Below are 26171 nucleotides of genomic sequence, written 5' to 3' on the forward strand. Positions count from 1 at the left end.
TGAAATCACCTGCCGTAGGTAATGAAAATAGAGTAATGAAAAAGGACGGAATTTCCGTCCTTTTTGCTGTCCAAATGGCGTTATCCGTCGTGGTTATTCATCGTCCTCGATGGTGACCAACGCTTTTTTCTGCAATGCATCCAGCAGCTTATTGTGAATGTCATTGAAGCCGCCGTTACTCATCACCAGAATGTGATCGCCCGGCTGAGCGGTTTTTACAATCATATCAACCAGCGTATCGACGTCTGCACTCCAGTGTGCCGGCTGTACGCAGGCATCGGCGACTTCGGCAACCTGCCAGGGAATGTGCGCTGGCTGGAATAAAAAGACTTCATCAGCACGGCCCAGCGATGGCGCCAGCTCATTTTTGCACATGCCCATCTTCATGGTATTCGAGCGGGGTTCGAGCACGGCCAGAATGCGGGCTGTACCGCCGACCTTGCCACGTAATGCGGCGAGCGTCGCGAGAATTGCCGTAGGGTGGTGAGCGAAATCATCGTAGACGGTAACGCCGTGGGCCGTGCCCCGTAATTCAAGGCGGCGGCGCGCATTGATAAAACCACCCAGAGCGAGACAGGCGTCAGCAGGCAGTACACCGACATGATGGGCTGCGGCGATAGCCATCAGTCCGTTATGCATATTGTGTTCACCGACCAGTCCCCAATGGACTTCACCAACCAGATCTCCATTCAGATAAACCTGATACTGGCTGGCATCGGTCGCCACTTTCTTCGCATTCCACACGCCTTCTTCACCAACCAGTTCCTGCTCACTCCAGCAACCCATACCCATAACTTGCTTGAGATGGACATCATTGGTTGGCAGGATAATTTTGCCGCTACCGGGCACCAGACGTACCAGATGATGAAACTGTTTTTGAATGGCTTTCAGATCGTCGAAGATATCGGCGTGATCGAATTCGAGATTATTGAGAATCAGTGTTCGCGGGCTGTAGTGGACGAATTTGGAACGTTTATCGAAGAACGCACAGTCATACTCATCCGCTTCGATAACCAAAAACGGGCTGTCGCCCAGGCGCGCAGAAACGGTAAAATTCCCGGGTACGCCGCCAATGACAAAACCGGGTTTATAGCCGCAGTCTTCCAGAATCCAGGTCACCATGCCGGCAGTGGTCGTTTTTCCGTGAGTACCCGCAACCGCGATCACCCAACGATCGCGTAAAACATAATCATGCAGCCACTGTGGACCAGACACATAGGGTAGCCCCTGTTCCAGAACGGCCTCAACGCAGGGATTTCCGCGTGACATTACGTTGCCCACAATCACCAGGTCTGGAGCAGGATCGAGCTGTGCAGGATCGTATCCCTGAATTAGCGTAATTCCCTGTTCTTCCAGTAAGGTACTCATGGGGGGATAAACATTCGCATCTGAACCTGTCACCTGATGCCCTAATGAACGGGCCAGCAGCGCCAGGCCACCCATAAAGGTGCCACAGATACCTAAAATATGAATACGCATACATTTTCCATCTATGATAGTGAATCTACCTCACATTCTAACGCTATGAATCTACCATAAGAAATGGATTTGACTAGGTACTCGCTTTCTCTTTGGGCTACACTGCATGCGCAAACGTTGGCGGTATATAAATGAAACCGCTTTTCATTCGTAGATTTGGGATAGTGTTATGAAAACGTTAGGCGAATTTATCGTCGAAAAACAGCACGATTTCTCTCACGCCACCGGTGAGCTTACCGCGCTGCTGTCCGCTATTAAACTGGGCGCCAAGATTATCCACCGCGATATTAATAAAGCGGGGTTGGTTGATATTTTAGGTACCAGCGGTATTTCCAATATTCAGGGCGAAGTACAGATGAAACTCGATCTGTATGCCAATGAAAAATTGAAAGCAGCTTTAAAAGCGCGTGGTGAAGTGGCCGGTATTGCTTCTGAAGAAGAAGACGACATTGTTATCTTTGAAGGTGATAAGGCTGAAAACGCTAAGTATGTGGTCTTGATGGATCCGCTGGACGGTTCCTCTAACATTGATGTTAATGTCTCCGTTGGCACCATCTTCTCTATTTATCGTCGTATTACCCCATTAGGTCAGCCGGTAACGGAAGCGGATTTCCTGCAACCTGGTAACAGACAGGTCGCTGCGGGCTACATTGTTTATGGCTCATCCACCATGCTGGTCTACACGACCGGCCACGGTGTCCACGCCTTTACTTACGATCCGTCTCTCGGTGTGTTCTGTCTGTCGCATGAAAAAGTTTGCTTCCCGGAAAAAGGGATTATGTACTCCATTAACGAAGGGAACTACATCAAGTTTCCTGCCGGCGTGAAGAAATACATTAAATACTGTCAGGAGCAGGACGAAGCAACGCAACGTCCCTACACGTCGCGCTATATCGGCTCACTGGTGGCGGATTTCCATCGTAACCTGCTGAAAGGCGGTATTTATCTCTACCCCAGTACGGCAAGCTACCCGAAAGGCAAACTGCGTTTGCTGTACGAATGTAATCCGATGGCGTTTTTAGCGGAGCAGGCCGGCGGCAAGGCCAGCGATGGCAAGAATCGTATTCTGGACATCACGCCGGAGAAATTGCACCAGCGTTCACCTTTCTTTGTTGGTACGGAATCCATGGTGAATGATGTGGAACGCTTTATCCGTGAGTTCCCGGACGCGTAAGCCCTGAGTAATACCGATTTTTCTTTCAGTGTGCCTGTCCCGTTAGGCACACTGCATACGGACTTCCTGTTGGTTTTTTTTCATATCTACGACGTTTGCGCTTCAAACCAGCTTTCCAGAATAATGACCGCCGATTCGGCATCGACGCTGCCTTTATCCAGCGCTCGAAAGCCGCCGCGTTCAAACAGGCCGGCCCGTGCTTCCACCGTACTCAGGCGTTCATCGTGCAGTGCTATCTGGACGCCAAAACGGCCATGCAGACGATTGGCGAATTTTCTTGCCCGTGCTGTCAACGGCTGTTCCGTTCCATCCATATTGAGCGGTAGACCGACAACAACGAGGGCGGGTTGCCACTCTGCCAACAATTTCTCCACCTTTTGCCAGTCTGGCGTGCCATCCTGGGCTTTAAATGAGGTGAGGGGACGAGCGGTTCGCGTAATGTCCTGACCTATCGCCACGCCAATGCTTTTGGTTCCGAAATCAAAGGCAAGAATTGTTCGGCTTGCCATCAGGCATGTCCTGCTTCAGTTGAGATGTTATGAATATCTATCCCCAGCTTTTTCGCGGCTAAGCGCCAGCGTTCGGCAATCGGGGTGCGGAACAGAATATCTTTATCCGCAGGGGTCGTCAGCCAGGCATTTTCCAGCAGTTCATTTTCGAGCTGGCCGCTATCCCAGGCAGAATACCCCAGTGCGACCAGCGTATTTTTCGGCTGTTTTGCGGTTCCCAGCGTTTCCAGCACGTCTTTTGAGGTCGTGATCATGGTGTCTTCAGAGATACTGATGCTGGACGCAAAGCCAGAATGCGGGGTGTGCAGGATAAATCCGCGATCGTCCGCCAGTGGCCCGCCAGCGAAAACCGGCTTATCCAAGCGAATGGCGGGATCGCGTGGTGTAGGGTTTATTTTCAGCTTTTTCAGCACATTTTCCACAGTAAACTGTTCCATAGGTTTATTGATGATTAATCCCATGGCGCCGTCTTCATTATGTTCGCAGATATAGACCACCGAACGTTTAAATACCGAGTCCTGTAGTGCTGGCATAGCTATGAGAAAGTGATGCTGTAAATTCATTGTATGGTTTTATCGATCTCTGTCGGCATTGGGATCGGCTCGCTAAAAACACGAGCCGGTTTCCGGTTTGGGAAAATAGATTAACGGTTGCGCGCAGCCAGACGTTTTTTAATGGCGTCCATCAGCATGCCCGTGATGGAGACATCCGGATAGGCGGCTTCAATTTCGCGCACGCAGGTGGGACTGGTGACGTTAATTTCTGTCAGTCGATCGCCAATGATATCCAGACCAACAAAAATCAGCCCCTTTTGCTTCAGTATTGGTGCCACGTCGTATGCAATTTTCCAGTCGCTTTCGCTGAGCGGGCGAGCCTCGCCACGTCCACCGGCTGCCAGATTGCCGCGTGTTTCGCCGCTTTTGGGAATTCGCGCCAGGCAATAAGGGACCGGTTCGCCATCGATCACCAGAACGCGTTTATCACCGTCTTTAATCGCGGGGAGGTAATTTTGCGCCATGCAGTAGCGGCTGGCGTGTTCGGTCAGCGTTTCAATGATAACCGAAACGTTGGCGTCATCCTGTTTCAACCGGAAAATAGAGGCGCCGCCCATGCCATCCAACGGTTTCAGGATAACGTCGCCGTGTTTCTGGTGGAATTGACGCAGCTTGTCCGCGCTGCGGGTAACCAGCGTATCTGGCGTCAGATGCGGGAACCAGGCCGTGAACAGCTTTTCATTACAGTCGCGCAGGCTTTGAGGCTTATTGACGATCAGCGTACCTTTCTCTTCTGCACGCTCCAGAATGTAGGTCGCGTAAATGAATTCCGTATCGAAAGGCGGATCTTTACGCATCAGCACGACGTCCAGCTCTTCCAGCGCAATATCCTGCTCGCCAGAGAAATCATACCAGCCATCGTAATCATACTGGACGTTCAGACGACGGGTCGTCGCTCGTGCAACCCCCGCATGCAGATAGAGATCGTTCATCTCCATATAATGCAGTTCCCAGCCCCGACGCTGAGCTTCCAGCAACATGGCAAAGCTGGTGTCTTTCTTGATATTGATGGTGTCGATAGGGTCCATCACAATACCGAGTTTGATCATTATTATTTTCTCCTTTACCCCAGATCGCCGAAACGTACCTGTAAAGCGGTAATTGCGGTGAGTGCGGTAGTTTCTGTACGCAAGATGCGTGGCCCCAGAAGGATGTCGGTAAATCCATATTCTGAGGTCATCGAAATTTCACTGGAGGATAGTCCTCCTTCGGGGCCAATCAGCAGTCGAACCTGACTGACCGGCAACGGCAATGTATTGATACTCTGTGTCGCTCGTGGGTGAAGGTTGAGTTTTAACGCGGCATCCTGTTCCGAACACCAGGCTTCCAGCGTTATGGCCGGACGAATGATGGGCAAACGGTTACGGCCACACTGTTCACAGGCGGCAATCGCGATTTTTTGCCACTGTCCGACTTTCTTCTCGAGACGCTCGGTATCAAGTTTTACGCCACACCGTTCGGAGAACAGCGGGGTAATGATATTCACGCCAAGCTCAATGGATTTCTGAATGGTGAACTCCATTTTTTCGCCGCGCGACATGACTTGCCCAAGATGCAGGTGCAACGGTGATTCTTTGTCTTCCAACTTACCCGCAGTGAAGCGAACCCGCACACTTTTTTTTCCCGCCAGCACGATTTCTGCGTCAAAAATATGATTACTGCCATCGAACAGCAGCAGTGACTGGCCGGCGCTCATTCGCAGCACGCGGCCCACGTGGTTGGCGGCATCTTCGCTCAGTTCGATTTCACCCCCTTCGATGGGGAGTGTTTCCGGATGAAAAATGCGCGGTATTCGCATGCTGATGTTCAGACCTTAATGAATGATTAATTCGAGTTGGACAAGGTATTGCCCGTGATAAGCAAACCACCGTCATCTCGACGGTGGTTTTGACTGACAAACCGTTATAGTAGGTAGGTGAGCCGTTACTGGCAAGCCTGTTGAACGTAAGGGTTGTGATTCCCTTGTTTCGCCGCAATACGCTGGTCGCGCGTGCATTCCCACTGCGTCACCGGGAATTGTTTATTCCAGACCTCAAACAACCGGGTTTGCTGGCTGGATAAACGTAATTGGTAGCGGTCGCGCATATAGAAGTAGGTTCGGGCAATGGCGCCACGGGCACGGGCTGGCGGTTCTGCCAGATTATTTTTGAAATCGACCTTCATTTCGCATTGACCGTATTGGCCGCCGCCCCCGTTCCACTGTCCGTACATGGCATTACCGCGATCGCCGTTGACTTCACCAATAGCGGGTTGCAGGTTATGCAGGTCGGTTTCCATTTCACGGTACACCGGGTCCTTGCTGCAATTTTTTCTGCCGCCATCCTGCCAGCACTGGCGTTGATGCCCGAACTGCCAGGCCGGAACGACATGTTCCCACTCAATACGATTAGCTCGCAGCTCGCTTTTTCTGACCTGATAGCCGCAGGATTTGAGATCGGGCGTTCCTTTCTTACCTTGCCATGTAATGGCGCAGCCACAGTAAAATGTTCCTGGCGCATCCCGATTGATCTCGGTCGCAGCCGCTTTCGCCTGCGTGAAGTTATTAATATTCTGACCAAAGGCCGCAGCGGAAAAGAGACCGATCCCAATTGATGCGGTAGCGAGAATTTTGCGTAGCATATTCCAAATAATCCACAGACAACAAAGCTGGCAGACTACCGGATGTCACTGCGGCAGGCAAATGCAAAAAATGGTTTTTAAAACTAAAATTTTTCTTTTAAATAGAATTTATTACGTTGAATCGTAATGCTTTTCCGCAATATCGACAGCGATATTCTGTTTCGCCACGCTGTACCCGGTTATGGCGCCGCACGGTTAATTCATGTTGTCGACAGTCACATTGATAAGCGAAGGTTTGACCCTGTACGGATTTCACCGCAAAGCGATGCGTGCGCTTTGCCGGAACCTGTAACACATCCTCCATCATCCAGCGCCACTCTTTACCATGCGGCGGGACCTTGCCGAAACGGGCAAAGACCAGCAGATGCGCGAGTTCATGGGGCACCACCTCATCAATGAAGGCCTGCTGGTTTTCTTGCAACAGCAAGGGATTCAGACGAATTTCCCAGTGCTGTAGCCAGGCGCTGCCCGCCGTCGTGCCGCGCTGCTGATAGCTGATCGCGGGTTCCGGGTAATGGGTGTTCAGGGCGAGATTGGCCTGCTGTAGTTTATTGCGCAGGCAACGCATGACCGCCTGATGATGAGCGATGGGAATTCGTGATGTGTTCATTGATAAGGAGAATAAATCGAGTGACAAGGGGATGCAATAGACAAGGGAAAGGGAGTGAAAACGGCGAATTATCATTCGCCGTTTTGTATTAACGGTTTGGGCCGGGGAATTACAAACCAGCGGCTTCGCGTAACTGCGCAACCTTGTCGGTTTTTTCCCATGGGAAATGTTCGCGGCCAAAGTGTCCGTAAGCTGCCGTTTCCTGATAGATCGGGTGCAGCAGATCCAGCATCTGGATTAATCCGTAAGGGCGCAGGTCGAAAAATTCACGCACCAGCAGAGTGAGGCGATCGGCGGCGATTTTCTCTGTGCCAAAAGTTTCGATCATGATCGAGGTTGGCTCTGCCACGCCGATTGCATAGGAAACCTGGATCTCGCAACGATCTGCCAGACCGGCAGCAACGATGTTTTTGGCGACATAACGCGCAGCGTAAGCGGCTGAACGGTCAACTTTCGACGGATCTTTACCGGAGAACGCGCCGCCACCGTGCCGTGCCGCGCCGCCGTAAGTATCCACGATGATTTTACGCCCGGTCAGGCCGCAGTCACCCATTGGTCCGCCGATAACAAAGCGTCCGGTTGGGTTGATGAAGAATTTCGTGCTGGCGGACAACCATTCAGCAGGCAGCACCGGCTTGATGATTTCTTCCATGACCGCTTCGTGCAGGTCTTTCTGAGCGATATCTTCAGAATGCTGAGTAGAGAGCACAACCGCATCGATGCCAACAATTTTGCCATCATCATACAGGAAGGTGACCTGACTTTTCGCATCCGGGCGCAGCCACGGCAGCGTGCCGTTTTTACGCACTTCGGACTGGCGTTGAACCAGACGATGCGCATAGGTGATTGGCGCTGGCATCAGCACGTCGGTTTCGTTGGTTGCATAGCCAAACATCAGCCCCTGATCGCCCGCTCCCTGTTCCAGCGGATCGCTGCGGTCAACGCCTTGATTGATATCAGGAGACTGTTTGCCGATGGCGCTCAGTACCGCGCAAGAGTTGGCATCAAAGCCCATCTCGGAATTCACATAGCCGATATCACGCACGGTACGACGTGTGATCTCTTCAATGTCGACCCAGGCGCTGGTGGTAATTTCACCACCAACTAACACCATTCCGGTCTTTACGTAGGTCTCGCAAGCGACACGAGCTTTGGGATCTTGCTCCAGAATGGCGTCAAGGACTGCATCAGAAATCTGGTCAGCAATTTTGTCAGGATGTCCTTCAGAGACGGACTCAGACGTAAAAAGATGTTTAGCCATGAGTTTCTTTACCTTCAAATCAAAGCCGTTAAGCAGTATATCTGTTAATCGGTATAGATGGATTAACATCTGGATGGCTATTCTAGGTCACATTTTGGCCCAAGTGCCAGCAGTTTTTCACGATTAGTGCGCCATCGTTTTTAGCCATCGGCAATTTTTTCTTTTGTAATAGGCCCCTGAGGTCATTTTCATTTTGCTTTTCCGGTGTCATATCTGTATAAACGGCGAGCAGTTTGTTACCCGTTATGTAATAGTGACTGTTTCATTGATAGCTGACCGCATACCTTGCGGCGCATGTGGAGGTGATAGGATTAATGATCCGTTGTTTACTGAGTGTGTTGCGCCCGCAACGCTTTTCTTTTGACGTTATAGCGTCAATGGCTCGCCCCTTCTTTTCATTTGCCCGAAGTTGCCTGTTTTTAAATTCGACGCAGGATTCCAGGGCCGGTTAATCCGCGATCCTTTGCTGGACCAGATGCGCATGGCGCGATGCTGGTAAGCGTTTTCCTGTGGTTTTCGCCACGAGTTTTCTTTGACCCGTCCCACGGAGTCTGACAACGTGTTTTACACTAATAAGAGTAATAAAACGGCGGCATACTGTTTTCAGGCTGGTTTTTTACTGACCAGGTTCTCACTGCCGATGCTGCCTGTCGCAGGCATGCTTATGCGGGCTACTTATGCAGGTACTGATGTGATTAGCGGTATAAAAAAAGAAGAGGTTCGTTATGTCTGACGACATGATCCAACAAGGCTCGTCAGCGACGGGTAAACATGAAAATTTGCGCTCCATGCAGGAGGTTGCCATGAATGACCGTAATGCCAGCGAAATGCTTCGTACCTACAATATTGCCTGGTGGGGTAATAATTACTACGATGTCAACGAGTTAGGACATATCAGCGTTTGTCCCGATCCGGATGTTCCGGATGCCCGTGTCGATCTGGCCAAATTGGTCAAAGAACTACAGGAGGAGAATCATCAACGTCTTCCTGCGCTATTTTGCTTCCCGCAAATCCTTCAGCATCGTCTGCGCTCCATTAATGCCGCATTTAAACGGGCGCGTGAGTCGTTTGGGTATGAAGGGGGTTACTTTCTGGTTTACCCCATCAAGGTGAACCAGCACCGCCGCGTCATTGAATCTCTGGTCAGTTCGGGAGAGCCGCTGGGACTGGAAGCAGGGTCCAAGGCTGAACTGATGGCCGTATTGGGTCACGCCGGTATGACGCGCACGGTCATTGTCTGTAACGGTTATAAAGATCGTGAATATATTCGTCTGGCGCTGATTGGCGAAAAACTCGGGCATAAGGTGTATCTGGTCATTGAAAAAATGTCCGAGATAGCGATCGTTCTGGAAGAAGCTGAACGTCTGAATGTGATCCCGCGTCTTGGCGTGCGTGCGCGTCTGGCTTCGCAAGGCTCAGGAAAATGGCAGTCCAGCGGCGGTGAGAAATCCAAGTTTGGTCTGGCGGCGGTCCAGGTTCTGCAACTGGTTGAAATGCTGCGTGCCGCAGGACGGCTGGAAAGCCTGCAGCTTTTGCATTTCCATCTGGGATCTCAACTGGCGAATATCCGTGATATTGCGACGGGAGTGCGTGAATCCGCCCGTTTCTATGTTGAGCTACATAAGCTGGGCGTCAATATTCAGTGTTTCGATGTGGGCGGCGGTTTGGGCGTGGACTACGAAGGAACCCGTTCCCAGTCGGATTGCTCCGTGAATTACGGTCTGAACGAATATGCCAACAATGTGATTTGGGGTATCGGCGATGCGTGTAATGAACACGGATTACCCCATCCGACCGTGATTACGGAGTCGGGGCGTGCGGTAACCGCTCACCATACCGTGTTGGTGTCCAACATTATCGGCGTTGAACGCAACGAATTCAGCGATCCGACGGAGCCTGACGAAGATGCTCCGCGTGCATTGGAAAGCCTGTGGTCAACCTGGCAGGAAATTAAACAGCCGGGGAAACGGCGTTCGCTGCGAGAGTGGTTGCATGACAGCCAGATGGATTTGCACGATGTGCATACCCAGTATACGCACGGCATGCTGGATTTAACCCAGCGAGCGAAAGCGGAGCAGCTATATCTGAGCATCTGCCAGAAAATTCAGCAGCAGTTGGATCCCAGCAACCGTGCCCACCGTCCGGTGATTGATGAATTGCAGGAGCGCATGGCGGATAAGCTGTATGTAAACTTCTCATTGTTTCAGTCTATGCCGGATGCGTGGGGGATCGACCAGTTGTTCCCGGTCATGCCATTGGAAGGGTTGGACAAACTGCCGGAACGCCGCGCGGTTTTGCTGGATATTACCTGTGATTCCGATGGTTCCATCGATCACTACATTGATGGTGATGGTATTGCGACCACCATGCCGATGCCGCCATACGATCCGGAGAATCCGCCGTTGTTGGGATTTTTCATGGTCGGGGCCTATCAGGAAATTTTGGGGAATATGCATAACCTGTTTGGCGACACGTCTACTGTCGACGTTTTTGTGTTCCAGGATGGATCTGTCGAGATTGAAGAGTCTGACGAAGGGAATACGGTTGCCGACATGTTGGAATATGTTCAGCTCGATCCTGAAGTGCTGATGGCTCGTTTCCGCGATCAGGTTAAAGAAACCGATTTGGACGTGGAATTGCAGGCACAGTTCCTGCAAGAGTTTGAAACCGGTCTTTACGGTTATACTTACCTGGAAGACGAATAATTCGTTACGGTTGGTGAAAAGGGGGATATGGCGACATATCCCCTTTTTTAACGCGTTGATATCAGATGAAAGAGCTCTGAGTATTGATATTTTTTGCTGAGTCAGGGAAATGCGCTGGTTCTTCAATAATGTGATTTCTGAAGAGAATCTTTGCAATAAGCAGCAAAGAATTTTTATCCTGAACGCCATATTTATTCAGTAATCTTGATTTGCTATTCAATACTGATTTTTTATTCAATCCAATCAATTCTGCGATCGACTCTGCGGTGTAACCTGCACACCAGTACTGAAAAACAGCGTACTCGGATTTAGAGAGCCTGACAGGACTGAATAGTTGTTTGTCATGCTGGAGTACGGCATCCAGAAAGGTATAAAAGTAATCTATCGATGTTGACTTAGAAATAAGAATAGTTTTTTCATCAATACATACCGGAAGATGGTAGGGGGAATTATTGATGATGAGGAATGAAGCAGCCATATTATAAAAATGCGTTCTTATTGACTCATAGTATTCCTCGAACCCTTCACTGCTGCCGTCTATGATGAAAATGCACTTTTTCTTTCCTTGCTGTAGCGTAAACCTATTAACCGGCTTTACGGATAGCATGGGCGTGCTGGATAGCACTTCGCGTAAGCCTACAGTCGTAAAGTTGCATTTACTGAAAATTCTTACATCCATGATTTTTAACACATATGAGTTTATTTTTAAGAAAGAACATAAACCGTTAATGGTTGTCAATGTTGCTCAATGTTACCCAGTCATTAAAAATGAGTTACTTGGTACTTGAGCGTGTAAGTTTTTATAAGATAGATATCTGGAGATGATAACAGGTAACGACAATATGCTTGATTTATATCCATATGATCATATTGAAAAAATAATTCCCACTGAATTAAGTATAGTATGCTTGATTTGTAGAACCATTTCTATCTTTAAAATACAATAGGTTCGGTCTTTGAAAATAGCGAGTTGAAAAATTGAATTTTAATCAATTGAAGCTATTGAAATCAATAGATTGATTTATTAAAGCTATCAATAAGCCCGTTTTATTATCTCTGCATTAGAACGCGAGGGGATATTTAGTTATAAAATTGTGTACCTGACGAAACGAATAAGTACCGCCGGGCGGTTAACGTTTGGCATGTACATTATTCTTTCCCGGTATTTTATAACGTTATATTTTATAAGACTTACTGCCGAAAAACGCCTGATGCTTTTCGGAAAAGAAAAAGCGTTTACCGTGGATTGGTAAGCATCATTAAAGAATTTCGGTAAAATGAAATACTTCCCTGAATAACGACGTTCTCGGCTGTCGTATCGCTTTTCTGGAAAAAATGGCCCGATGAGATAAGAAGCACATTGGCATCCGAATGTATTTGAATGCCAATGCGCCGGTGTAATGACGTAATAAGTCTTAAGGATTTAATTCTGATTAAACCGAACGGTATTACTTTTCCGCTGCGATTCGTTCACGGATGTGATTTGCCCGTTCTACGGATGAAGGATGCGAATCAAACATGCTGCTTTGACGCCCTTCATCCAGTTTGGCCAATTTCTCGAAGCTGGTTGCCAGCCCTTCAGGTTCGACGCCGCGTTTCTTCAACAGATCGAATGAATAATCATCGGCTTCGCGTTCCTGTGTCTGTGAGAATTGCGCGTTAACCAGCTTTTCCCCCAGATCGGCAAGCTGTGACTGCGATAAAGAAGCCGCGACGCCCCCGGCGGAAGAGATCGCCGTGCGTGCCGCGGTGGCGGCATAGGCCACCTGCATGGCTTTACGGGTATGGCCCAGAGCAACGTGGCCCATTTCATGGCCCAGCACACCCTCGACTTCATTATCCGTCATCATATCCATCAGGCCGCTGTAGACACGGATACAGCCGTTCGCCATCGCCCATGCGTTCACTTCTTTTGTCAGATACACCTTATAGTTGGCCGGTGTGCCGTTAATATCGTGACCCAATGCATCGGCAATTTTATTCAATCGCTGGGTATAGGGACTGCTGTCGGGAGCAATTTGTGCTTCTTTATCCATCTGCTCACAGGATTGATTGCTGAGCGTTTTTACCTGTTCATCATTCAGCGTGGCAGCCTGGAATGCCTGAGCGCCGGATTGCATCAATGTGCTGGTATTTAGATTTTCACAACCGCTCAGTAAGGTCGTGATACATATTGCGAGTGCAGAAGTACGAATAATCGAAGTGCGAATTGTCATAACATCATCTCCCTACGATGATTGGTGATACGTCAACATTAATCATTAGTGGAATATATGCCGTTTAAAAAATCAGCGTAAACGTAGCTGAAAATCGTGAAGATAAATAGATAAAAATTCTGATTTGTATCCCTTTGCATGCCTGCGGTTAAGCATCGTCCGCGAGGCGTTGATTCCTTATGGCATGCGCTAAAAAAGCGTGGTGAATCGGCGAATCATTAAATCCTCTTTTTTGCTCACTGTTCCATGTGCATTCACCCTGATTTTAATGTACATTTGTACTCATCTCATTGTTAAGTTTTTTTATTAATCTTTTGATTTATATACCATAATGTCTGGCAAGACATCTGTTCAATCCGATCTGGAGTAAAGCATGTCCTCTCGTAAAGAACTTGCGAATGCTATCCGTGCGCTGAGCATGGATGGCGTGCAAAAAGCCAAATCCGGTCATCCGGGCGCACCGATGGGTATGGCGGATATCGCTGAAGTGCTGTGGCGCGATTACCTCAACCATAATCCGACCAACCCGAGCTGGGCCAACCGCGACCGTTTCGTCCTGTCCAACGGTCACGCCTCCATGCTGATTTACAGCCTGCTGCACCTGACGGGTTACGACCTGCCGATTGAAGAACTGAAAAACTTCCGCCAACTGCATTCCAAAACCCCGGGGCATCCGGAGTACGGCTATACCGCCGGCGTCGAAACCACCACCGGGCCGCTGGGGCAGGGGATTGCCAACGCGGTCGGGATGGCGATTGCCGAGCGCACGCTGGCGGCGCAGTTCAACCGTCCGGGCCACGAGGTTGTCAACCACCGCACCTACGCGTTTCTGGGTGACGGTTGCATGATGGAAGGGATTTCCCACGAAGTCTGCTCGCTGGCCGGCACCATGAAACTCGGCAAACTGACCGCGTTTTATGATGACAACGGCATTTCCATTGACGGTCATGTGGAAGGCTGGTTTACCGATGACACCGCGGCGCGTTTTGAAGCCTACGGCTGGCACGTGGTGCGCGGCGTGGACGGTCACGATGCGGACGCTATCAGTCGCGCCATCGCCGAAGCGCAGCAGGTGACGGACAAACCGTCGCTGCTGATGTGCAAAACCGTGATTGGTTTTGGTTCGCCGAACAAGGCGGGCACGCACGACGCTCACGGTGCGCCGCTGGGAGACGCCGAAGTGGCCGCGTCCCGCGAGCAGTTGGGCTGGACCTATCCGGCGTTTGAAATCCCGGCCGAAATTTATGCCGCCTGGGATGCCAAAGCGGCGGGTCAGCGTAAAGAATCTGCCTGGGATGAGGCGTTTGCCGCCTACGCCGGCGCCTATCCGGAACTGGCTGCCGAGTTCAAACGCCGTACCGCGGGCGACCTGCCGGCCAACTGGCAGGCGGAGGCACAGAAATTTATTGAACAGTTGCAGGCCAATCCGGCGAAAATTGCCAGCCGCAAAGCCTCGCAGAATGCGCTGGAAGCCTATGGCAAACTGCTGCCGGAATTCCTGGGCGGCTCAGCCGACCTGGCCCCCAGCAACCTGACCATCTGGTCCGGCTCAACGTCGCTGGATAAGGATGCGGGGGGGAATTACATCCACTACGGCGTACGCGAATTCGGCATGACCGCCATCGCCAACGGGATTGCCCTGCACGGCGGTTTCCTGCCATACACCGCGACCTTCCTGATGTTTGTGGAATACGCCCGTAACGCTGTGCGCATGGCGGCGCTGATGAAAATCCGCAGCATTTACGTCTATACCCATGACTCCATCGGTCTGGGCGAAGACGGCCCGACGCACCAGCCGGTCGAGCAGTTGGCCAGCCTGCGGGTGACGCCGAACATGAGCACCTGGCGTCCGGCGGACCAGGTCGAGACGGCGGTGGCGTGGAAATATGCCATTGAACGTCAGGACGGCCCGACGGCGCTAATCCTGTCCCGTCAGAATCTGGCGCAGCAGGCGCGCACGGCTCAGCAGTTGGCGGACGTGGCGAAAGGCGCGTATGTGCTGAAAGACAGCGGCGGCCAGCCGGATGTCATCCTGATTGCGACCGGTTCGGAAGTTGACCTGGCGATCGGGGCGTATGACAAACTGACGGCGGAAGGGCATCAGGTTCGCGTCGTTTCGATGCCGTCCACCGATGCGTTCGACAAACAGGATGCGGCCTATCGTGAAGCAGTGCTGCCGAAAGCCGTGAGCGCCCGCGTGGCGATTGAGGCGGGTATCGCGGATTACTGGTACAAGTACGTGGGCCTGAACGGCGCGATTGTCGGGATGACGAGCTTCGGCGAGTCGGCGCCGGCGGAGCTGCTGTTTGAGGAGTTCGGCTTCACCGTGGATAACGTGGTTGCGAAAGCGCAGGCGTTACTGAAGTAACGCTGTTTTACAGCATGAAGTCTTGAAACCGCCAGCATCCCTGGCGGTTTTTTTATTGGTACGTTCTTTCGCGTTCCCGGCATTTTATGATTCGCCCCATCCCTGGGGCTCACCCTTTGGGCCGTTGTTATACAACGTTAAAAAATGCACCCGGCATTTTTTTATGACGCAGGTCACTCTTCTGATGCGTGCCGGGCGAGAATATTTCTTTTATACCTTAATTCGTTTATGCTAGCTGAAGCGTTTCAGTTGTGATGCCGATTACATTTTTATCCAGGATTTCTGACATTATTTTCATCGGAAAGAACGGTGGAAAAGCTGAGCTGGCAAGCTCAGTCGTGACTCGATTTCGCTTTGATTTTAAAGGAAATGTGTTTGGTTCACGCTGATATTGCGTTTTTGGGCGCGGGCATTTGAGAAATGGTTTGCTCCTTGCAACGCGCTGACTATACCTGGGGAATGGGAGCTGCTGGCAACAACGCTGCAACTTCATGTAAGAAGGGTATATTCTATGAGGATGACATGATCACCACGACACAGGGAACTCCATGACAATCCGTATTGCGATAAACGGCTTTGGCCGTATTGGTCGCAGTGTTTTACGTGCGCTGTATGAATCGGGCCGCCGGGCGGAAATCAGTGTGGTAGCCATTAATGAACTGGCGAGTGCGGAGGGGATTGCCCACCTGCTCAAATACGATTCAAGCCATGGCCGTTTCCCCTGGGATATTCGTCAGGAGTGCGATCAGCTATATGTCGGCGATGATTGCATCCGTCTGTTGCATCAGGCCGGGATCGAACAGTTACCCTGGCGTGAGCTTGGTGTCGATATCGTACTGGATTGCAGCGGCGTATACGGCAGTCGTGCCGACGGTGAAGCACATTTGGCGGCGGGGGCGAAGAAAGTATTGTTTTCGCATCCGGGAACCGCGGAGTTGGATGCGACGATTGTGTTTGGCGTCAATCATCAACAATTAAAAGCCGAACATCGCATTGTTTCCAATGCTTCCTGCACAACGAATTGCATTATTCCTATAATTAAGCTGCTGGATGATGCATTCGGCATTGAAAATGGAACGGTAACGACGATCCATTCATCAATGAACGATCAGCCGGTGATCGATGCGTACCATCACGATCTGCGGCGTACCCGTGCGGCCAGCCAGTCCATCATTCCGGTGGATACTAAACTGTCGGCAGGGATAACCCGAATTTTTCCGCAATTTCTCGATCGTTTCGAAGCGATATCGGTGCGAGTTCCCACGATTAACGTAACGGCGATCGATTTAAGCGTCAGCGTGAAAAAAGCAGTAAATGTGAATGAAATTAACGCACTATTGCAAAAATCAGCGCATGAGGCATTTCGTGGTATAGTTGACTATACCGAATTGCCGTTAGTTTCGGCGGATTTTAACCATGATCCACACAGTGCTATTGTTGATGGCACGCAGACTCGGGTCAGTGGTCAGCATCTGATTAAAACACTGGTTTGGTGCGATAACGAATGGGGCTTTGCCAACCGGATGTTGGATACAACACGGGCAATGGCGGCCTGCGGTTTCTAGTACGACGGTATTGGTCAGGGATCAATGCCTCGCTCAAGCAACTTTAAAAGAGAATCAACAAGAGGATTCACCATGTCTGTAATTAAGATGACCGATCTGGATCTGGCCGGCAAGCGTGTACTGATCCGTTCGGATCTGAACGTGCCGGTAAAAGAAGGTAAAGTGACGTCTGATGCGCGTATCCGCGCTTCTCTGCCGACCATCGAACTGGCCCTCAAACAAGGGGCGCGTGTGATGGTGACCTCCCACCTGGGACGTCCGACCGAAGGAGAATACAACGAAGAATTTTCTCTGCTGCCAGTAGTTAACTATCTGAAAGAAAAACTCTCTTCTCCGGTACGTCTGGCCAAGGATTACCTGGACGGCGTCGATGTCGCAGAAGGTGAACTTGTCGTCCTGGAAAACGTTCGCTTTAACAAAGGCGAGAAGAAAGACGACGAAGCGCTATCCAAAAAATATGCCGCGCTGTGTGATGTGTATGTCATGGATGCATTTGGTACGGCTCACCGCGCTCAGGCGTCTACCCACGGCGTAGGTAAGTTTGCTCCTATCGCTTGTGCGGGCCCGCTGTTGTCTGATGAGCTGGAAGCATTGGGCAAAGCACTGGGCAACCCTGCTCGTCCGATGGTTGCCATCGTCGGTGGGTCCAAAGTTTCAACCAAACTGACCGTATTGGATTCCCTGTCTAAAATCGCCGACCAGCTGATTGTCGGCGGCGGTATTGCCAATACCTTCGTTGCTGCTCAAGGCCACAACGTGGGTAAATCGCTGTATGAAGCAGATCTGATCCCTGAAGCGAAGAAATTGCTGGAAACCTGTGATATTCCGGTTCCGAGCGATGTTCGCGTTGCGTCTGAATTCTCTGAAACCGCTCCTGCGACGCTGAAGTCTGTCACGGCAATCAAAGATGAAGAGCAGATTCTGGATCTGGGCGATGTTTCCGCAGAACGTTTGGCTGAAATTCTGAAAAATGCAAAAACCATTCTGTGGAATGGTCCGGTCGGCGTATTCGAATTCCCGAACTTCCGCAAAGGTACTGAGATTGTTGCCAGAGCCATTGCGGAAAGCGACGCCTTCTCTATTGCTGGCGGTGGTGACACACTGGCGGCGATCGATCTGTTCGGCATTGCTGACCAAATCTCCTATATTTCTACCGGTGGCGGTGCTTTCCTGGAGTTCGTTGAAGGGAAAAAACTGCCTGCGGTGGTTATGCTGGAAGAACGTGCCAAGCAGTAATGTTTTAAGCGGAGCGTAATGGCTATTACTCCGCTTCTGCTCTCCGGCATAACACGCCGGAGTAGCCTGTCGATTTAAATATCGATTTCTTTAACCCTCCACGGCCAACGAAACAGGACACGTAACATGTCTAAAATTTTTGATTTCGTAAAACCTGGTGTCATCACTGGTGATGACGTTCAGAAAGTTTTCGCAGTAGCAAAAGAAAACAAATTCGCCCTGCCAGCAGTAAACTGCGTCGGTACTGACTCAATCAACGCTGTTCTGGAAGCCGCCGCCAAAGTGCGTGCGCCGGTTATCGTTCAGTTCTCCAACGGCGGTGCGGCATTTATCGCCGGTAAAGGTCTGAAAGCTGAAGGCCAGCAGGCGGCGATTTTAGGCGCGATTTCTGGTGCTCATCACGTTCATCAAATGGCAGAACACTACGGCGTACCGGTTATTCTGCATACTGACCACTGCGCTAAAAAACTGCTGCCATGGCTGGACGGTCTGTTGGATGCCGGTGAAAAACATTTCGCTGCAACGGGCAAGCCGCTGTTCTCTTCCCACATGATCGATCTGTCTGAAGAGTCACTGGAAGAAAATATCGAAATTTGCAGCAAGTATCTGGCTCGCATGGCGAAGTTGGACATGACGCTGGAAATCGAACTGGGCTGTACCGGTGGTGAAGAAGATGGCGTAGACAACAGCCATCTGGACAACTCCGCGCTGTACACTCAGCCGGAAGACGTGGCTTACGCTTATGAAAAATTGAGTGCTATCAGCCCGCGCATCACTATCGCCGCTTCCTTCGGTAATGTTCACGGCGTTTACAAGCCGGGCAATGTGCAGCTGACGCCGAAAATCCTGCGCAACTCTCAGGACTATGTGTCAGAGAAATACAACCTGCCGCACAACAGCCTGGATTTCGTATTCCACGGCGGTTCCGGTTCTTCTGCTGAAGAAATTGCAGAAGCCGTTGGCTACGGTGTTGTTAAAATGAACATCGATACCGATACCCAATGGGCGACCTGGGAAGGTATTCTGCACTACTACCAGAAAAACGAAGGCTATCTGCAAGCCCAACTGGGTAACCCGGAAGGCGCAGACAAGCCGAACAAAAAATACTACGATCCGCGCGCCTGGTTACGTGCGGCGCAAGCCACTATGGTGGTTCGTTTAGAAAAAGCCTTTAAAGAACTGAACGCGGTTGACGTTCTTTAACTAAGATTCTTAAAGGATTATCGCTAAGGCTCCCACGGGAGCCTTAATTTTATATAGATTTCGCCGTAGATTGCGGTTTTTGGTGTGAAAGTTATGCTCTATCTGAGAGCAAAAAATAGGAGTAGTTGAATGGAAGAGTTGAATGTTGGTGTAGAGCAGGCGACAGGCTGGCTGGTTAACCATCAGGATATCTTGTTGCAGTATACCGTTAATCTCGTTGCCGCATTAGTGATCCTGGTGGTCGGTATGATTGTCGCCCGCGTGGTGTCGGGAACGCTGAATAAAGTGATGGTGAGCCGTTCCATTGACTCAACGGTAGCGGATTTCCTCTGCGCGCTGGTGCGTTATGGCATTATCGCTTTTACGCTAATTGCCGTGTTGAGCCGGGTAGGCGTGCAGACGGCATCGGTGATTGCCGTCCTGGGTGCGGCGGGTTTAGCGGTTGGTCTGGCGTTGCAAGGCTCTTTGGCCAACTTTGCCGCCGGTGTGTTGCTGGTGATCTTCCGTCCTTTCCGCACCGGCGAGTGGGTGGATCTGGGCGGTGTGGCCGGATCGGTGACGCAGGTTCAGATCTTCTCCACCACGCTGCGTACGGCTGACGGTAAAATCATCGTCGTACCGAATGGCAAAATCATTGCCGGAAATATCATCAATAGCTCACGTGAGCCGGATCGTCGTACTGAGATTATCGTCGGTGTGGCTTATGATGCGGATATTGATGTGGTGAAAACGCTGCTGGGCGATATCATCGCCGCAGATACCCGTATTCAGCACGATAAGGGCGTAACCATTCGTCTGAATGAAATGGCGGCATCCTCCCTGAATTTTGTGGTGTGGGTGTGGACGACCAATGGCAATGCGCAGGCGGTGTACTGGGATCTGCTGGAAAGCTTTAAGCGGGTACTGGATGAGCACCGAATCGGGATCCCTTATCCGCAGATGGACGTACACCTGCACAATGTGCAGCAGGCGGAAAAACAGCCGGAATAGAATAGGATAGAAGGGGCCGATGCGGCCCCTTTCATTATCATCTCATCATTGCCCGTAGTAGGCATTCTTGCCGTGTTTGCGAAGGTAGTGCTTATCCAGCAATTCCTGCTGCATATGGTTAAGGTTCGGAGTAAGCTGGCGCGAAAAAATTCCCATATAAGCGATCTCTTCCAGCACCACGGCATTGTGAACCGCGTTGTGTGCGTCTTTACCCCAGGCGAACGGCCCATGTGCATTGACCAGCACCGCGGGAATATCTTTCGGGCTGATGTTGCGCTGCCGAAAAGTTTCTATAATCACATGACCGGTTTCAAGTTCATAGTCATGCTCGATTTCTTCTGGCGTCATGAGCCGGGTACAGGGGATCGTGCCGTAGAAATAATCCGCATGGGTGGTTCCCCAGGCGGGAAGATCCAGCCCGGCCTGCGCCCAGATGGTCGCATGGCGTGAATGCGTATGCACGATGCCGCCGACATCGCTGAATTCGCGATACAGCGCCAGATGGGTCGCGGTATCGGATGACGGTTTCTTGCTGCCCTCGATGGTTTGGCCGGAGGCCAAATCCATGACGACCATATCGTCCGCATGCATATGTTCGTATTCAACGCCTGAAGGTTTGATTACCATTACGCCACGTTCGCGATCCACGGCGCTGACATTACCCCAGGTAAAGGTCACCAGTTTATGGCGCGGCAGGTCGAGGTTGGCCTCCAGGACGTGTTGTTTAAGCTGTGGTAACGTTAGCATGTCATTCCTCCTTGCTGCATTTTCTGTTCAATCCAACGGCGCGCCTGAACGATTTCGGCAACCGGCTCATCAGCCTTTTCGGTCCACATCTCAATCAGAAAGGCGCCACGGTAATTTAGGTTTTTCAACGTGCGGAAAACGGAAACGAAATCCACGCAGCCTTCGCCGAACGGAACATCCCGGAACTGGCCTGGTGAAGATGCCGTGACCGGAAAGGTATCTTTCAGATGGATGGCCGCGATGCGGTCGATGCCAATATTCAACTCGTGCGGAACGTCATTGCCCCAGGCGCTGAGATTGCCGACGTCCGGGTAAACCGTAAACCACGGCGAGGCCAGGCAGGCATCCCAGGATTTCCATTTGCTGATGGAATTCATAAATGCGGTATCCATGATCTCGACCGCCAGCATTACCTGTGCGGCCGCGGCGCGTTCTACCGCCCATTGCATCCCTTCGGTAAATCGGGCAAGGGTTCCCTCATCCTGCGGTTCGTAATAAACGTCATAACCTGCAAGTTGGATGGTGCGGATGCCGACGTCTTTTGCGAGTTGAATTGCCTGCTCCATGATGTCGAAAGCGCGCTGGCGCAAGGTTTCGTCGTGGCTGCCGAAAGGAAAGCGCCGATGGCCGGACAGGCACATGGACGGAATACTGATACCGGTTTCCAGCATCGCGCTGACCAACGATAGTCGTTGCGCTTTACTCCATTGCAGGCGTTCGAGACGTTCGTCGCTCTCATCCACCGACATTTCGACAAAGTCAAAGCCGCATGCCTTTGCCAGCGCCAGTCGCTCAGGCCAGGTCAGATTTTTGGGCAGGGCTTTTTCATAAATTCCTAATGGGTGCTGGCGCATGTTAATTTCCCCAGATCGCGGCAATGGCGGTGTGGAACTGACGCGCGGCGCTTACGGGATCGGGCGCTTCCGCCAGCGCGCGCCCGGCAATAAAAGCAGTGACGGCAATGTCTTTGAACAGCGGTAAATCGGCTGGCGTAATACCGCCGGTGATGGAGAGTTCGATACCGAGATCGGACAACGCTTTCATGGTGTCGAGATCCTGCTGGCCCCAGGTTTGTCCACTGGCCTGCGCATCACGTCCCCGGTGATAAATAGCCTGCTTGATCCCCAGATTGCGCCACGCCCTGGCATCTTCCAGCGTCCAGCGTCCGAACAGCTCGATCTGGATTTCTCCCTGATAGCGTTCGGCGATCTCCAGTGCGCTGGCCATGGTTGGCAAGGGTGCGGCGCAGATAACGGTCATCCAGTCGGCTCCGTGAGAAAACGCTTGTTCCGCCAGCGTGCCACCGGCATCGGCCACTTTCAGGTCGGCAACCAGCAGGTGCGCCGGGCAGCGTTCTCGCAGCGTATGTACCGCCTGAATACCGGCGCTGATGCACAGAATGGTGCCGGCTTCGATAATATCTACGTGTGGGTGAAGCAGTGCCACCGTCTGTAGCGCGGCATCCAGCCGGGTATGGTCGAGCGCCAGTTGCAGGCGCGGTTTTATGTTCATAACGTCTCCTTACCGGCTGGTTTGCAGCGTGTTTAGCGCTGAGACCAGTGCCTGATAATGCTGATGTTTGGTGTGATAAGCCGCTCGGGCCTGTTCATCGGGTAGAACCCTTTCAATGCGCGGAGCCAGATCGCGCTGGGCGTGGGTAAAGTCATGAAATACGCCGCTGCCGACCATCGCTGCCATGGCGGCGCCCAAACAGCCGGTTTCCTCGATTTGCGGCAGCTCGACGGGCAAGCCGCTGATATCGGCAAACATCTGCATCCATGGGGCGGATTTGGCCGGGCCGCCTGTCACCCGCAGCGCGTTGACCTGCGGGAAACGTTGCAGCATGCGATGCAGATGGGTCATGTGGCAGAACACCACCCCTTCATAAATCGCCTGAACCAGATGCTCGCGCTGGTGGAAGGCCTGCATGCCATAGAAACTGGCGCTAAGACCCAATCCCGCATTGGAGCCATAGAGGAAAGGAGCAAACAGCAGGGCGCTGCCGGCCTTGGGCAGCGCTGCAACCCACTGATTAAGCTGGGCGTAGTCATTCAGCCCCCACTGGCGGCAAAACCATTCCAGGTTGGCCGCAGAAGTGGGGCTGGCTTCATGGATGATGTATTTACCGGCCTCGGCATGTCGGCCATAGACAAACGGGTGCGCATAGCCGTCCTGAATGGTATCGGTAATACCGCTGGTCACCGACCAGGTGCCCATGACCGCATTCAGCCTGGTTTCATCCTGTAATCCGGCACACAGTGCGGTGGACACCACGTCGAACAGGCCGCCGACAACCGGCGTACCCGGTAATAATCCGGTGGCGTCTGCCGCGGTGGCGTTTACCCTTCCGGCGATATCGGCAGAGCCGACGAGGGAGGGCAACGCCCCGAATACTTCACCAATCTCCAACTGTTCTGCCAGCGCCGGGTCATAACGACCCGACGCCATCTGATACAGGTTGGATTCAGAAATATTGGTTTCTTCGCAGGCCAGTTCTCCGGTCAGGCAATAGCGTAGGTAGTCGTGGGCCATTAATACGCTGCCTGCCCGCTGATAGCGTTCCGGTTGGTGCAGCTTTATCCAGCGTAGCAGCGATACCGGATGACCCGTCCACAGCGTTTGACGGGTTTGTGGATAGAGCGCCTGCGGCATTCCTGCCTGCTGCCAGCTTTGCACCAACGCCAATGCCCGCTGATCGGAAGACAGTATGGCGTGGCCCAGCGGTAGTCCCTGTTTATCCAACAGAAACAATCCTTTTCCCTGAGCGGAAATGCCCACGGCGGCGATAGCGGAGGCGCTGATGCCCGTGATGCCAAGTAGATCGCGGATGACGCTGGCAGCGGTTTGCCACAGCGCAGGCATATCACGTTCCGCCCATCCCGGCTGCGGCGCGATGATGTCCAGGTTTTTTCGGGCGATACCCAACTCCGCACCTGTGCTGTCATACAGGCCGGCTTTGATGAAGGTGCCGCCGCAGTCCAGTCCCAGCCAATATTCCATCATGCTGTCTCCGCGGGTTGATTGCTGTGCGGCGCTGGCAGCATGGAGAGAATGGCGGCGGCGAGCGCCACAATGGCAGAAACAGAGGCTGTATTCATATCGCTATACCTTTCAATAAGCTATGCCCTTCGTCTTCACGTTGCCGGGGCCGCGGTTTCCCTGTCGGTCTTTTTGCGGCGCGTAGAAGTCCCCGCACATGCCCGGGGACATGTGTTGCTGTTGGTTAACACCGCGGGATTAATGGATTATTGGGCGTTAAATAGTGTCATCGGTATTTTCACCACCACTTTACGGATCGCGCAGGGCTGCTGGTTGATGCAGGCCGGGCGATGCACATCCTGAGGAAAAAACACGGCGAAATTGCCTGGCCGCATGGTCAGCCAGGATTCGTCGTTAACATCCTGATAAAAAAGGATGTCGCGTTGTTCAAGCAAGTCTTCCTGAATAATGTTATTACCGTTATCCGCAGCTACGCCAATGTGTTCAGTTCCGCTAATCAAAAATTGCACGTCAATGTTTTTACGATGTACTTCAGGGCGCAGGTCGTTTTTGGGCTGGGTGTGCAAGTCCAGCACCTGTACGACATAACCGGTTTCCTCATCGATACGGCGTCCAGTCGGCATGGCGGTGAAGTCGGTGCGTTGCAGATACGCGATAGCGCGAGCGATCGGTTCGGGATGCTGTGCGGAAAACGTATTGTCGATATGACCGAAAATCATCAACTTCTCCTTAGCCAGGACCCCTGGATGTATTAAAGCGCCTGAATTCTTGCCCATACCCGCTTATCGACCGGGATACCATCGCGCATGTTTTCAGCATGGATGCGTGGGAATTTGTGACCCGGCAGCCTGATGGCGACATCCGGGTTGGCGCGTTCCGCACTGGTGACGTAATCCATAATGCGTTGCAGCTTTTCGTCACGGGTTTTCCCGTCAATCACCCGTTCAATATCAATCGCAATGAAAACTTGTGAAATACCGTATTCATCGCGGTTATCTTCGGTGACGTCCGCGACAGAAGCGCCGCCGGAAAGCAGGGTGGCGATCATATCCAGTACGATTGAGAGCGCGGAGCCTTTCCAGTAGCCCATCGGCAGGATGCGGCGGTTCTCTTCGATAATCGCGGGATCGCGCGTCAGGTTGCCATCGTTGTCGAAACCGCCATCTACCGGCAGCGATTTACCTGCCAGCCGGTTTATTTCCAGCGCGCCATAGGAGAACATCGACATCGACATGTCCACCATGGTGATGGGGTTGCCCGGAACGGCGACGATCAAGGGGTTGGTGCCGATACGGCATTCTTTGGATCCCCACGGCGGCATAACGGCTATCGAGTTGGTCCAGCAAATACCGATATAGCCTTTTTCCGCGGCCTGCCAGCCGTAGCCGCCGCCACGCATCCAGTGGTTGGCATTACGCAGTGCAACCAGTCCGATGCCATGATCGTCAGCCAGCGCCATGGCGCGATCCATCATTTTGCGCGCCGTAAGATTACCGATGCCCTGATGCGCATCCCACTGTTCGATAGCGCCGAGCGAAAGCAATTTGCCTGGTTCCGCATCGGGAATGATATCCCCGGCATCCAGTTGCTGAATAAAACGCGGGAAGCGGTTGACGCCATGTGAGTAGACGCCGCTTGCAGAGGTTTCGGCAAACATTTCGGCGCAGGCTTCAGCGGTGTGTTCCGCAACATTTCGTGCCAGCAACACGCGTTTGAATTCCTGTTTTAGATCGTTGTAGCTCACCCTCATGACGGGTCTCCGTTGTAGCGTGTTAGTGTGCTTTGTGTTCTTTAAATTTCAATATACGGAATTGCGTTTCAAATAAATCCTATACCTGAGCAGAAGTGAAGTCAAAGCACGACCAAATAAAATTATTCTTGTAAAACAAATGATTAAATTAATCTCATTACTTTGTGACCCATGCCGCATTTTGC

The 26171-nt window shown here is 51.8% G+C and carries 23 protein-coding genes; 7 read left to right on the plus strand and 16 right to left on the minus strand.

Features of this window, described 5'->3' with window-relative positions; genetic code table 11:
• Positions 1-93 precede the first annotated feature (93 nt).
• A complete protein-coding gene (gene mpl / locus B4923_RS00320; RefSeq protein ID WP_109052363.1) occupies positions 94-1479 on the minus strand; it encodes a UDP-N-acetylmuramate:L-alanyl-gamma-D-glutamyl-meso-diaminopimelate ligase in 1386 nt (461 codons plus the stop codon).
• Between the two features lie 169 nt (positions 1480-1648).
• Here mpl and fbp point away from each other — a divergent pair, with 169 nt between their 5' ends.
• Positions 1649-2653, plus strand: a complete 1005-nt coding sequence (gene fbp, locus B4923_RS00325; protein WP_109052364.1) for a class 1 fructose-bisphosphatase — start codon at positions 1649-1651, stop codon at positions 2651-2653.
• Between the two features lie 86 nt (positions 2654-2739).
• On the opposite strand, the gene ruvX is transcribed toward fbp, so the two are convergent.
• The 7 genes from ruvX to metK form a co-directional block, all read right to left on the minus strand.
• Entirely contained in the window at positions 2740-3162 is a 423-nt protein-coding gene (gene ruvX, locus B4923_RS00330) for a Holliday junction resolvase RuvX (RefSeq protein ID WP_109052365.1), read from the minus strand.
• Complete coding sequence (locus B4923_RS00335; RefSeq protein ID WP_109052366.1) at positions 3162-3725, minus strand: YqgE/AlgH family protein; 564 nt, start codon at positions 3723-3725, stop codon at positions 3162-3164. Before B4923_RS00335 ends, ruvX begins: the two co-directional genes overlap by 1 nt.
• A gap of 80 nt (positions 3726-3805) precedes the next feature.
• Positions 3806-4765 (minus strand): glutathione synthase, encoded by a 960-nt coding sequence (gene gshB / locus B4923_RS00340; RefSeq protein ID WP_109052367.1) that lies wholly within the window; start codon positions 4763-4765, stop codon positions 3806-3808.
• A gap of 14 nt (positions 4766-4779) precedes the next feature.
• Positions 4780-5514: a 16S rRNA (uracil(1498)-N(3))-methyltransferase gene (gene rsmE, locus B4923_RS00345; RefSeq protein WP_109052368.1), complete on the minus strand. Its 735-nt coding sequence runs from the start codon at positions 5512-5514 to the stop codon at positions 4780-4782.
• A gap of 125 nt (positions 5515-5639) precedes the next feature.
• Positions 5640-6335, minus strand: a complete 696-nt coding sequence (endA, locus tag B4923_RS00350) for a deoxyribonuclease I (RefSeq protein ID WP_109052369.1) — start codon at positions 6333-6335, stop codon at positions 5640-5642.
• A 97-nt stretch (positions 6336-6432) separates the two neighbouring features.
• Positions 6433-6945, minus strand: coding sequence for a SprT family zinc-dependent metalloprotease (locus B4923_RS00355; RefSeq protein WP_109052370.1), 513 nt, complete (start codon positions 6943-6945; stop codon positions 6433-6435).
• Between the two features lie 109 nt (positions 6946-7054).
• Entirely contained in the window at positions 7055-8206 is a 1152-nt protein-coding gene (metK, locus tag B4923_RS00360; protein WP_109052371.1) for a methionine adenosyltransferase, read from the minus strand.
• A gap of 725 nt (positions 8207-8931) precedes the next feature.
• On the opposite strand from metK, the gene speA reads away from it, so the two are divergent.
• On the plus strand, positions 8932-10911 hold the full coding sequence (speA, locus tag B4923_RS00370; protein ID WP_109052372.1) for a biosynthetic arginine decarboxylase: 1980 nt from the start codon (positions 8932-8934) through the stop codon (positions 10909-10911).
• 61 nt (positions 10912-10972) lie between these two features.
• On the opposite strand, the gene B4923_RS00375 is transcribed toward speA, so the two are convergent.
• Both B4923_RS00375 and loiP read right to left on the minus strand, forming a co-directional pair.
• A complete protein-coding gene (locus B4923_RS00375; RefSeq protein WP_109052373.1) occupies positions 10973-11518 on the minus strand; it encodes a helix-turn-helix transcriptional regulator in 546 nt (181 codons plus the stop codon).
• 841 nt (positions 11519-12359) lie between these two features.
• The gene (gene loiP / locus B4923_RS00385) at positions 12360-13127 is read right to left on the minus strand and encodes a metalloprotease LoiP (RefSeq protein WP_109052375.1); all 768 of its coding nucleotides are present in this window, start codon (positions 13125-13127) and stop codon (positions 12360-12362) included.
• A 373-nt stretch (positions 13128-13500) separates the two neighbouring features.
• Here loiP and tkt point away from each other — a divergent pair, with 373 nt between their 5' ends.
• The 5 genes from tkt (at position 13501) to mscS (ending at position 20489) form a co-directional block, all read left to right on the plus strand.
• A complete protein-coding gene (gene tkt / locus B4923_RS00390; protein ID WP_109052376.1) occupies positions 13501-15495 on the plus strand; it encodes a transketolase in 1995 nt (664 codons plus the stop codon).
• A 548-nt stretch (positions 15496-16043) separates the two neighbouring features.
• A complete protein-coding gene (gene epd / locus B4923_RS00395; protein ID WP_109052377.1) occupies positions 16044-17060 on the plus strand; it encodes an erythrose-4-phosphate dehydrogenase in 1017 nt (338 codons plus the stop codon).
• Between the two features lie 72 nt (positions 17061-17132).
• Entirely contained in the window at positions 17133-18296 is a 1164-nt protein-coding gene (gene pgk / locus B4923_RS00400; protein WP_109052378.1) for a phosphoglycerate kinase, read from the plus strand.
• A 126-nt stretch (positions 18297-18422) separates the two neighbouring features.
• A complete protein-coding gene (gene fbaA / locus B4923_RS00405; protein WP_109052379.1) occupies positions 18423-19499 on the plus strand; it encodes a class II fructose-bisphosphate aldolase in 1077 nt (358 codons plus the stop codon).
• Positions 19500-19628: 129 nt separating this feature from the next.
• Entirely contained in the window at positions 19629-20489 is an 861-nt protein-coding gene (mscS, locus tag B4923_RS00410; protein WP_109052380.1) for a small-conductance mechanosensitive channel MscS, read from the plus strand.
• 45 nt (positions 20490-20534) lie between these two features.
• Here the strand turns inward: mscS and araD are convergent, their stop codons facing one another.
• The 6 genes from araD to yiaK form a co-directional block, all read right to left on the minus strand.
• On the minus strand, positions 20535-21236 hold the full coding sequence (gene araD / locus B4923_RS00415) for an L-ribulose-5-phosphate 4-epimerase (protein WP_109052381.1): 702 nt from the start codon (positions 21234-21236) through the stop codon (positions 20535-20537).
• Positions 21230-22090, minus strand: a complete 861-nt coding sequence (locus tag B4923_RS00420) for an L-ribulose-5-phosphate 3-epimerase (protein WP_109052382.1) — start codon at positions 22088-22090, stop codon at positions 21230-21232. Before B4923_RS00420 ends, araD begins: the two co-directional genes overlap by 7 nt.
• 1 nt (position 22091) lies before the next feature.
• Positions 22092-22748 (minus strand): 3-keto-L-gulonate-6-phosphate decarboxylase UlaD, encoded by a 657-nt coding sequence (ulaD, locus tag B4923_RS00425; RefSeq protein WP_109052383.1) that lies wholly within the window; start codon positions 22746-22748, stop codon positions 22092-22094.
• A 9-nt stretch (positions 22749-22757) separates the two neighbouring features.
• Positions 22758-24236, minus strand: coding sequence for an FGGY-family carbohydrate kinase (locus tag B4923_RS00430; RefSeq protein ID WP_109052665.1), 1479 nt, complete (start codon positions 24234-24236; stop codon positions 22758-22760).
• Positions 24237-24481: 245 nt separating this feature from the next.
• Complete coding sequence (locus B4923_RS00435) at positions 24482-24955, minus strand: NanQ anomerase/TabA/YiaL family protein (RefSeq protein ID WP_109052384.1); 474 nt, start codon at positions 24953-24955, stop codon at positions 24482-24484.
• A gap of 32 nt (positions 24956-24987) precedes the next feature.
• Positions 24988-25986 (minus strand): 3-dehydro-L-gulonate 2-dehydrogenase, encoded by a 999-nt coding sequence (yiaK, locus tag B4923_RS00440; protein WP_109052385.1) that lies wholly within the window; start codon positions 25984-25986, stop codon positions 24988-24990.
• Positions 25987-26171: the final 185 nt, after the last annotated feature.

The sequence above is a fragment of the Brenneria roseae subsp. americana genome (genome assembly GCF_003115815.1).
GTDB classification, from domain to species: domain Bacteria; phylum Pseudomonadota; class Gammaproteobacteria; order Enterobacterales; family Enterobacteriaceae; genus Brenneria; species Brenneria roseae.

Bases quoted from the DNA above. Each gene is read 5' to 3' on its own strand.
- gshB (WP_109052367.1), bottom strand. From the start codon at position 4,765: ATGATCAAACTCGGTATTGTGATGGACCCTATCGACACCATCAATATC.
- tkt (WP_109052376.1), top strand. From the start codon at position 13,501: ATGTCCTCTCGTAAAGAACTTGCGAATGCTATCCGTGCGCTGAGCATG.
- rsmE (WP_109052368.1), bottom strand. From the start codon at position 5,514: ATGCGAATACCGCGCATTTTTCATCCGGAAACACTCCCCATCGAAGGG.
- ulaD (WP_109052383.1), bottom strand. From the start codon at position 22,748: ATGAACATAAAACCGCGCCTGCAACTGGCGCTCGACCATACCCGGCTG.
- speA (WP_109052372.1), top strand. From the start codon at position 8,932: ATGTCTGACGACATGATCCAACAAGGCTCGTCAGCGACGGGTAAACAT.
- mpl (WP_109052363.1), bottom strand. From the start codon at position 1,479: ATGCGTATTCATATTTTAGGTATCTGTGGCACCTTTATGGGTGGCCTG.
- B4923_RS00430 (WP_109052665.1), bottom strand. From the start codon at position 24,236: ATGGAATATTGGCTGGGACTGGACTGCGGCGGCACCTTCATCAAAGCC.
- B4923_RS00375 (WP_109052373.1), bottom strand. From the start codon at position 11,518: ATGCTATCCGTAAAGCCGGTTAATAGGTTTACGCTACAGCAAGGAAAG.
- epd (WP_109052377.1), top strand. From the start codon at position 16,044: ATGACAATCCGTATTGCGATAAACGGCTTTGGCCGTATTGGTCGCAGT.
- B4923_RS00355 (WP_109052370.1), bottom strand. From the start codon at position 6,945: ATGAACACATCACGAATTCCCATCGCTCATCATCAGGCGGTCATGCGT.
- yiaK (WP_109052385.1), bottom strand. From the start codon at position 25,986: ATGAGGGTGAGCTACAACGATCTAAAACAGGAATTCAAACGCGTGTTG.
- B4923_RS00420 (WP_109052382.1), bottom strand. From the start codon at position 22,090: ATGCGCCAGCACCCATTAGGAATTTATGAAAAAGCCCTGCCCAAAAAT.
- endA (WP_109052369.1), bottom strand. From the start codon at position 6,335: ATGCTACGCAAAATTCTCGCTACCGCATCAATTGGGATCGGTCTCTTT.
- pgk (WP_109052378.1), top strand. From the start codon at position 17,133: ATGTCTGTAATTAAGATGACCGATCTGGATCTGGCCGGCAAGCGTGTA.
- metK (WP_109052371.1), bottom strand. From the start codon at position 8,206: ATGGCTAAACATCTTTTTACGTCTGAGTCCGTCTCTGAAGGACATCCT.
- fbaA (WP_109052379.1), top strand. From the start codon at position 18,423: ATGTCTAAAATTTTTGATTTCGTAAAACCTGGTGTCATCACTGGTGAT.
- B4923_RS00435 (WP_109052384.1), bottom strand. From the start codon at position 24,955: ATGATTTTCGGTCATATCGACAATACGTTTTCCGCACAGCATCCCGAA.
- fbp (WP_109052364.1), top strand. From the start codon at position 1,649: ATGAAAACGTTAGGCGAATTTATCGTCGAAAAACAGCACGATTTCTCT.
- B4923_RS00335 (WP_109052366.1), bottom strand. From the start codon at position 3,725: ATGAATTTACAGCATCACTTTCTCATAGCTATGCCAGCACTACAGGAC.
- ruvX (WP_109052365.1), bottom strand. From the start codon at position 3,162: ATGGCAAGCCGAACAATTCTTGCCTTTGATTTCGGAACCAAAAGCATT.
- mscS (WP_109052380.1), top strand. From the start codon at position 19,629: ATGGAAGAGTTGAATGTTGGTGTAGAGCAGGCGACAGGCTGGCTGGTT.
- araD (WP_109052381.1), bottom strand. From the start codon at position 21,236: ATGCTAACGTTACCACAGCTTAAACAACACGTCCTGGAGGCCAACCTC.
- loiP (WP_109052375.1), bottom strand. From the start codon at position 13,127: ATGACAATTCGCACTTCGATTATTCGTACTTCTGCACTCGCAATATGT.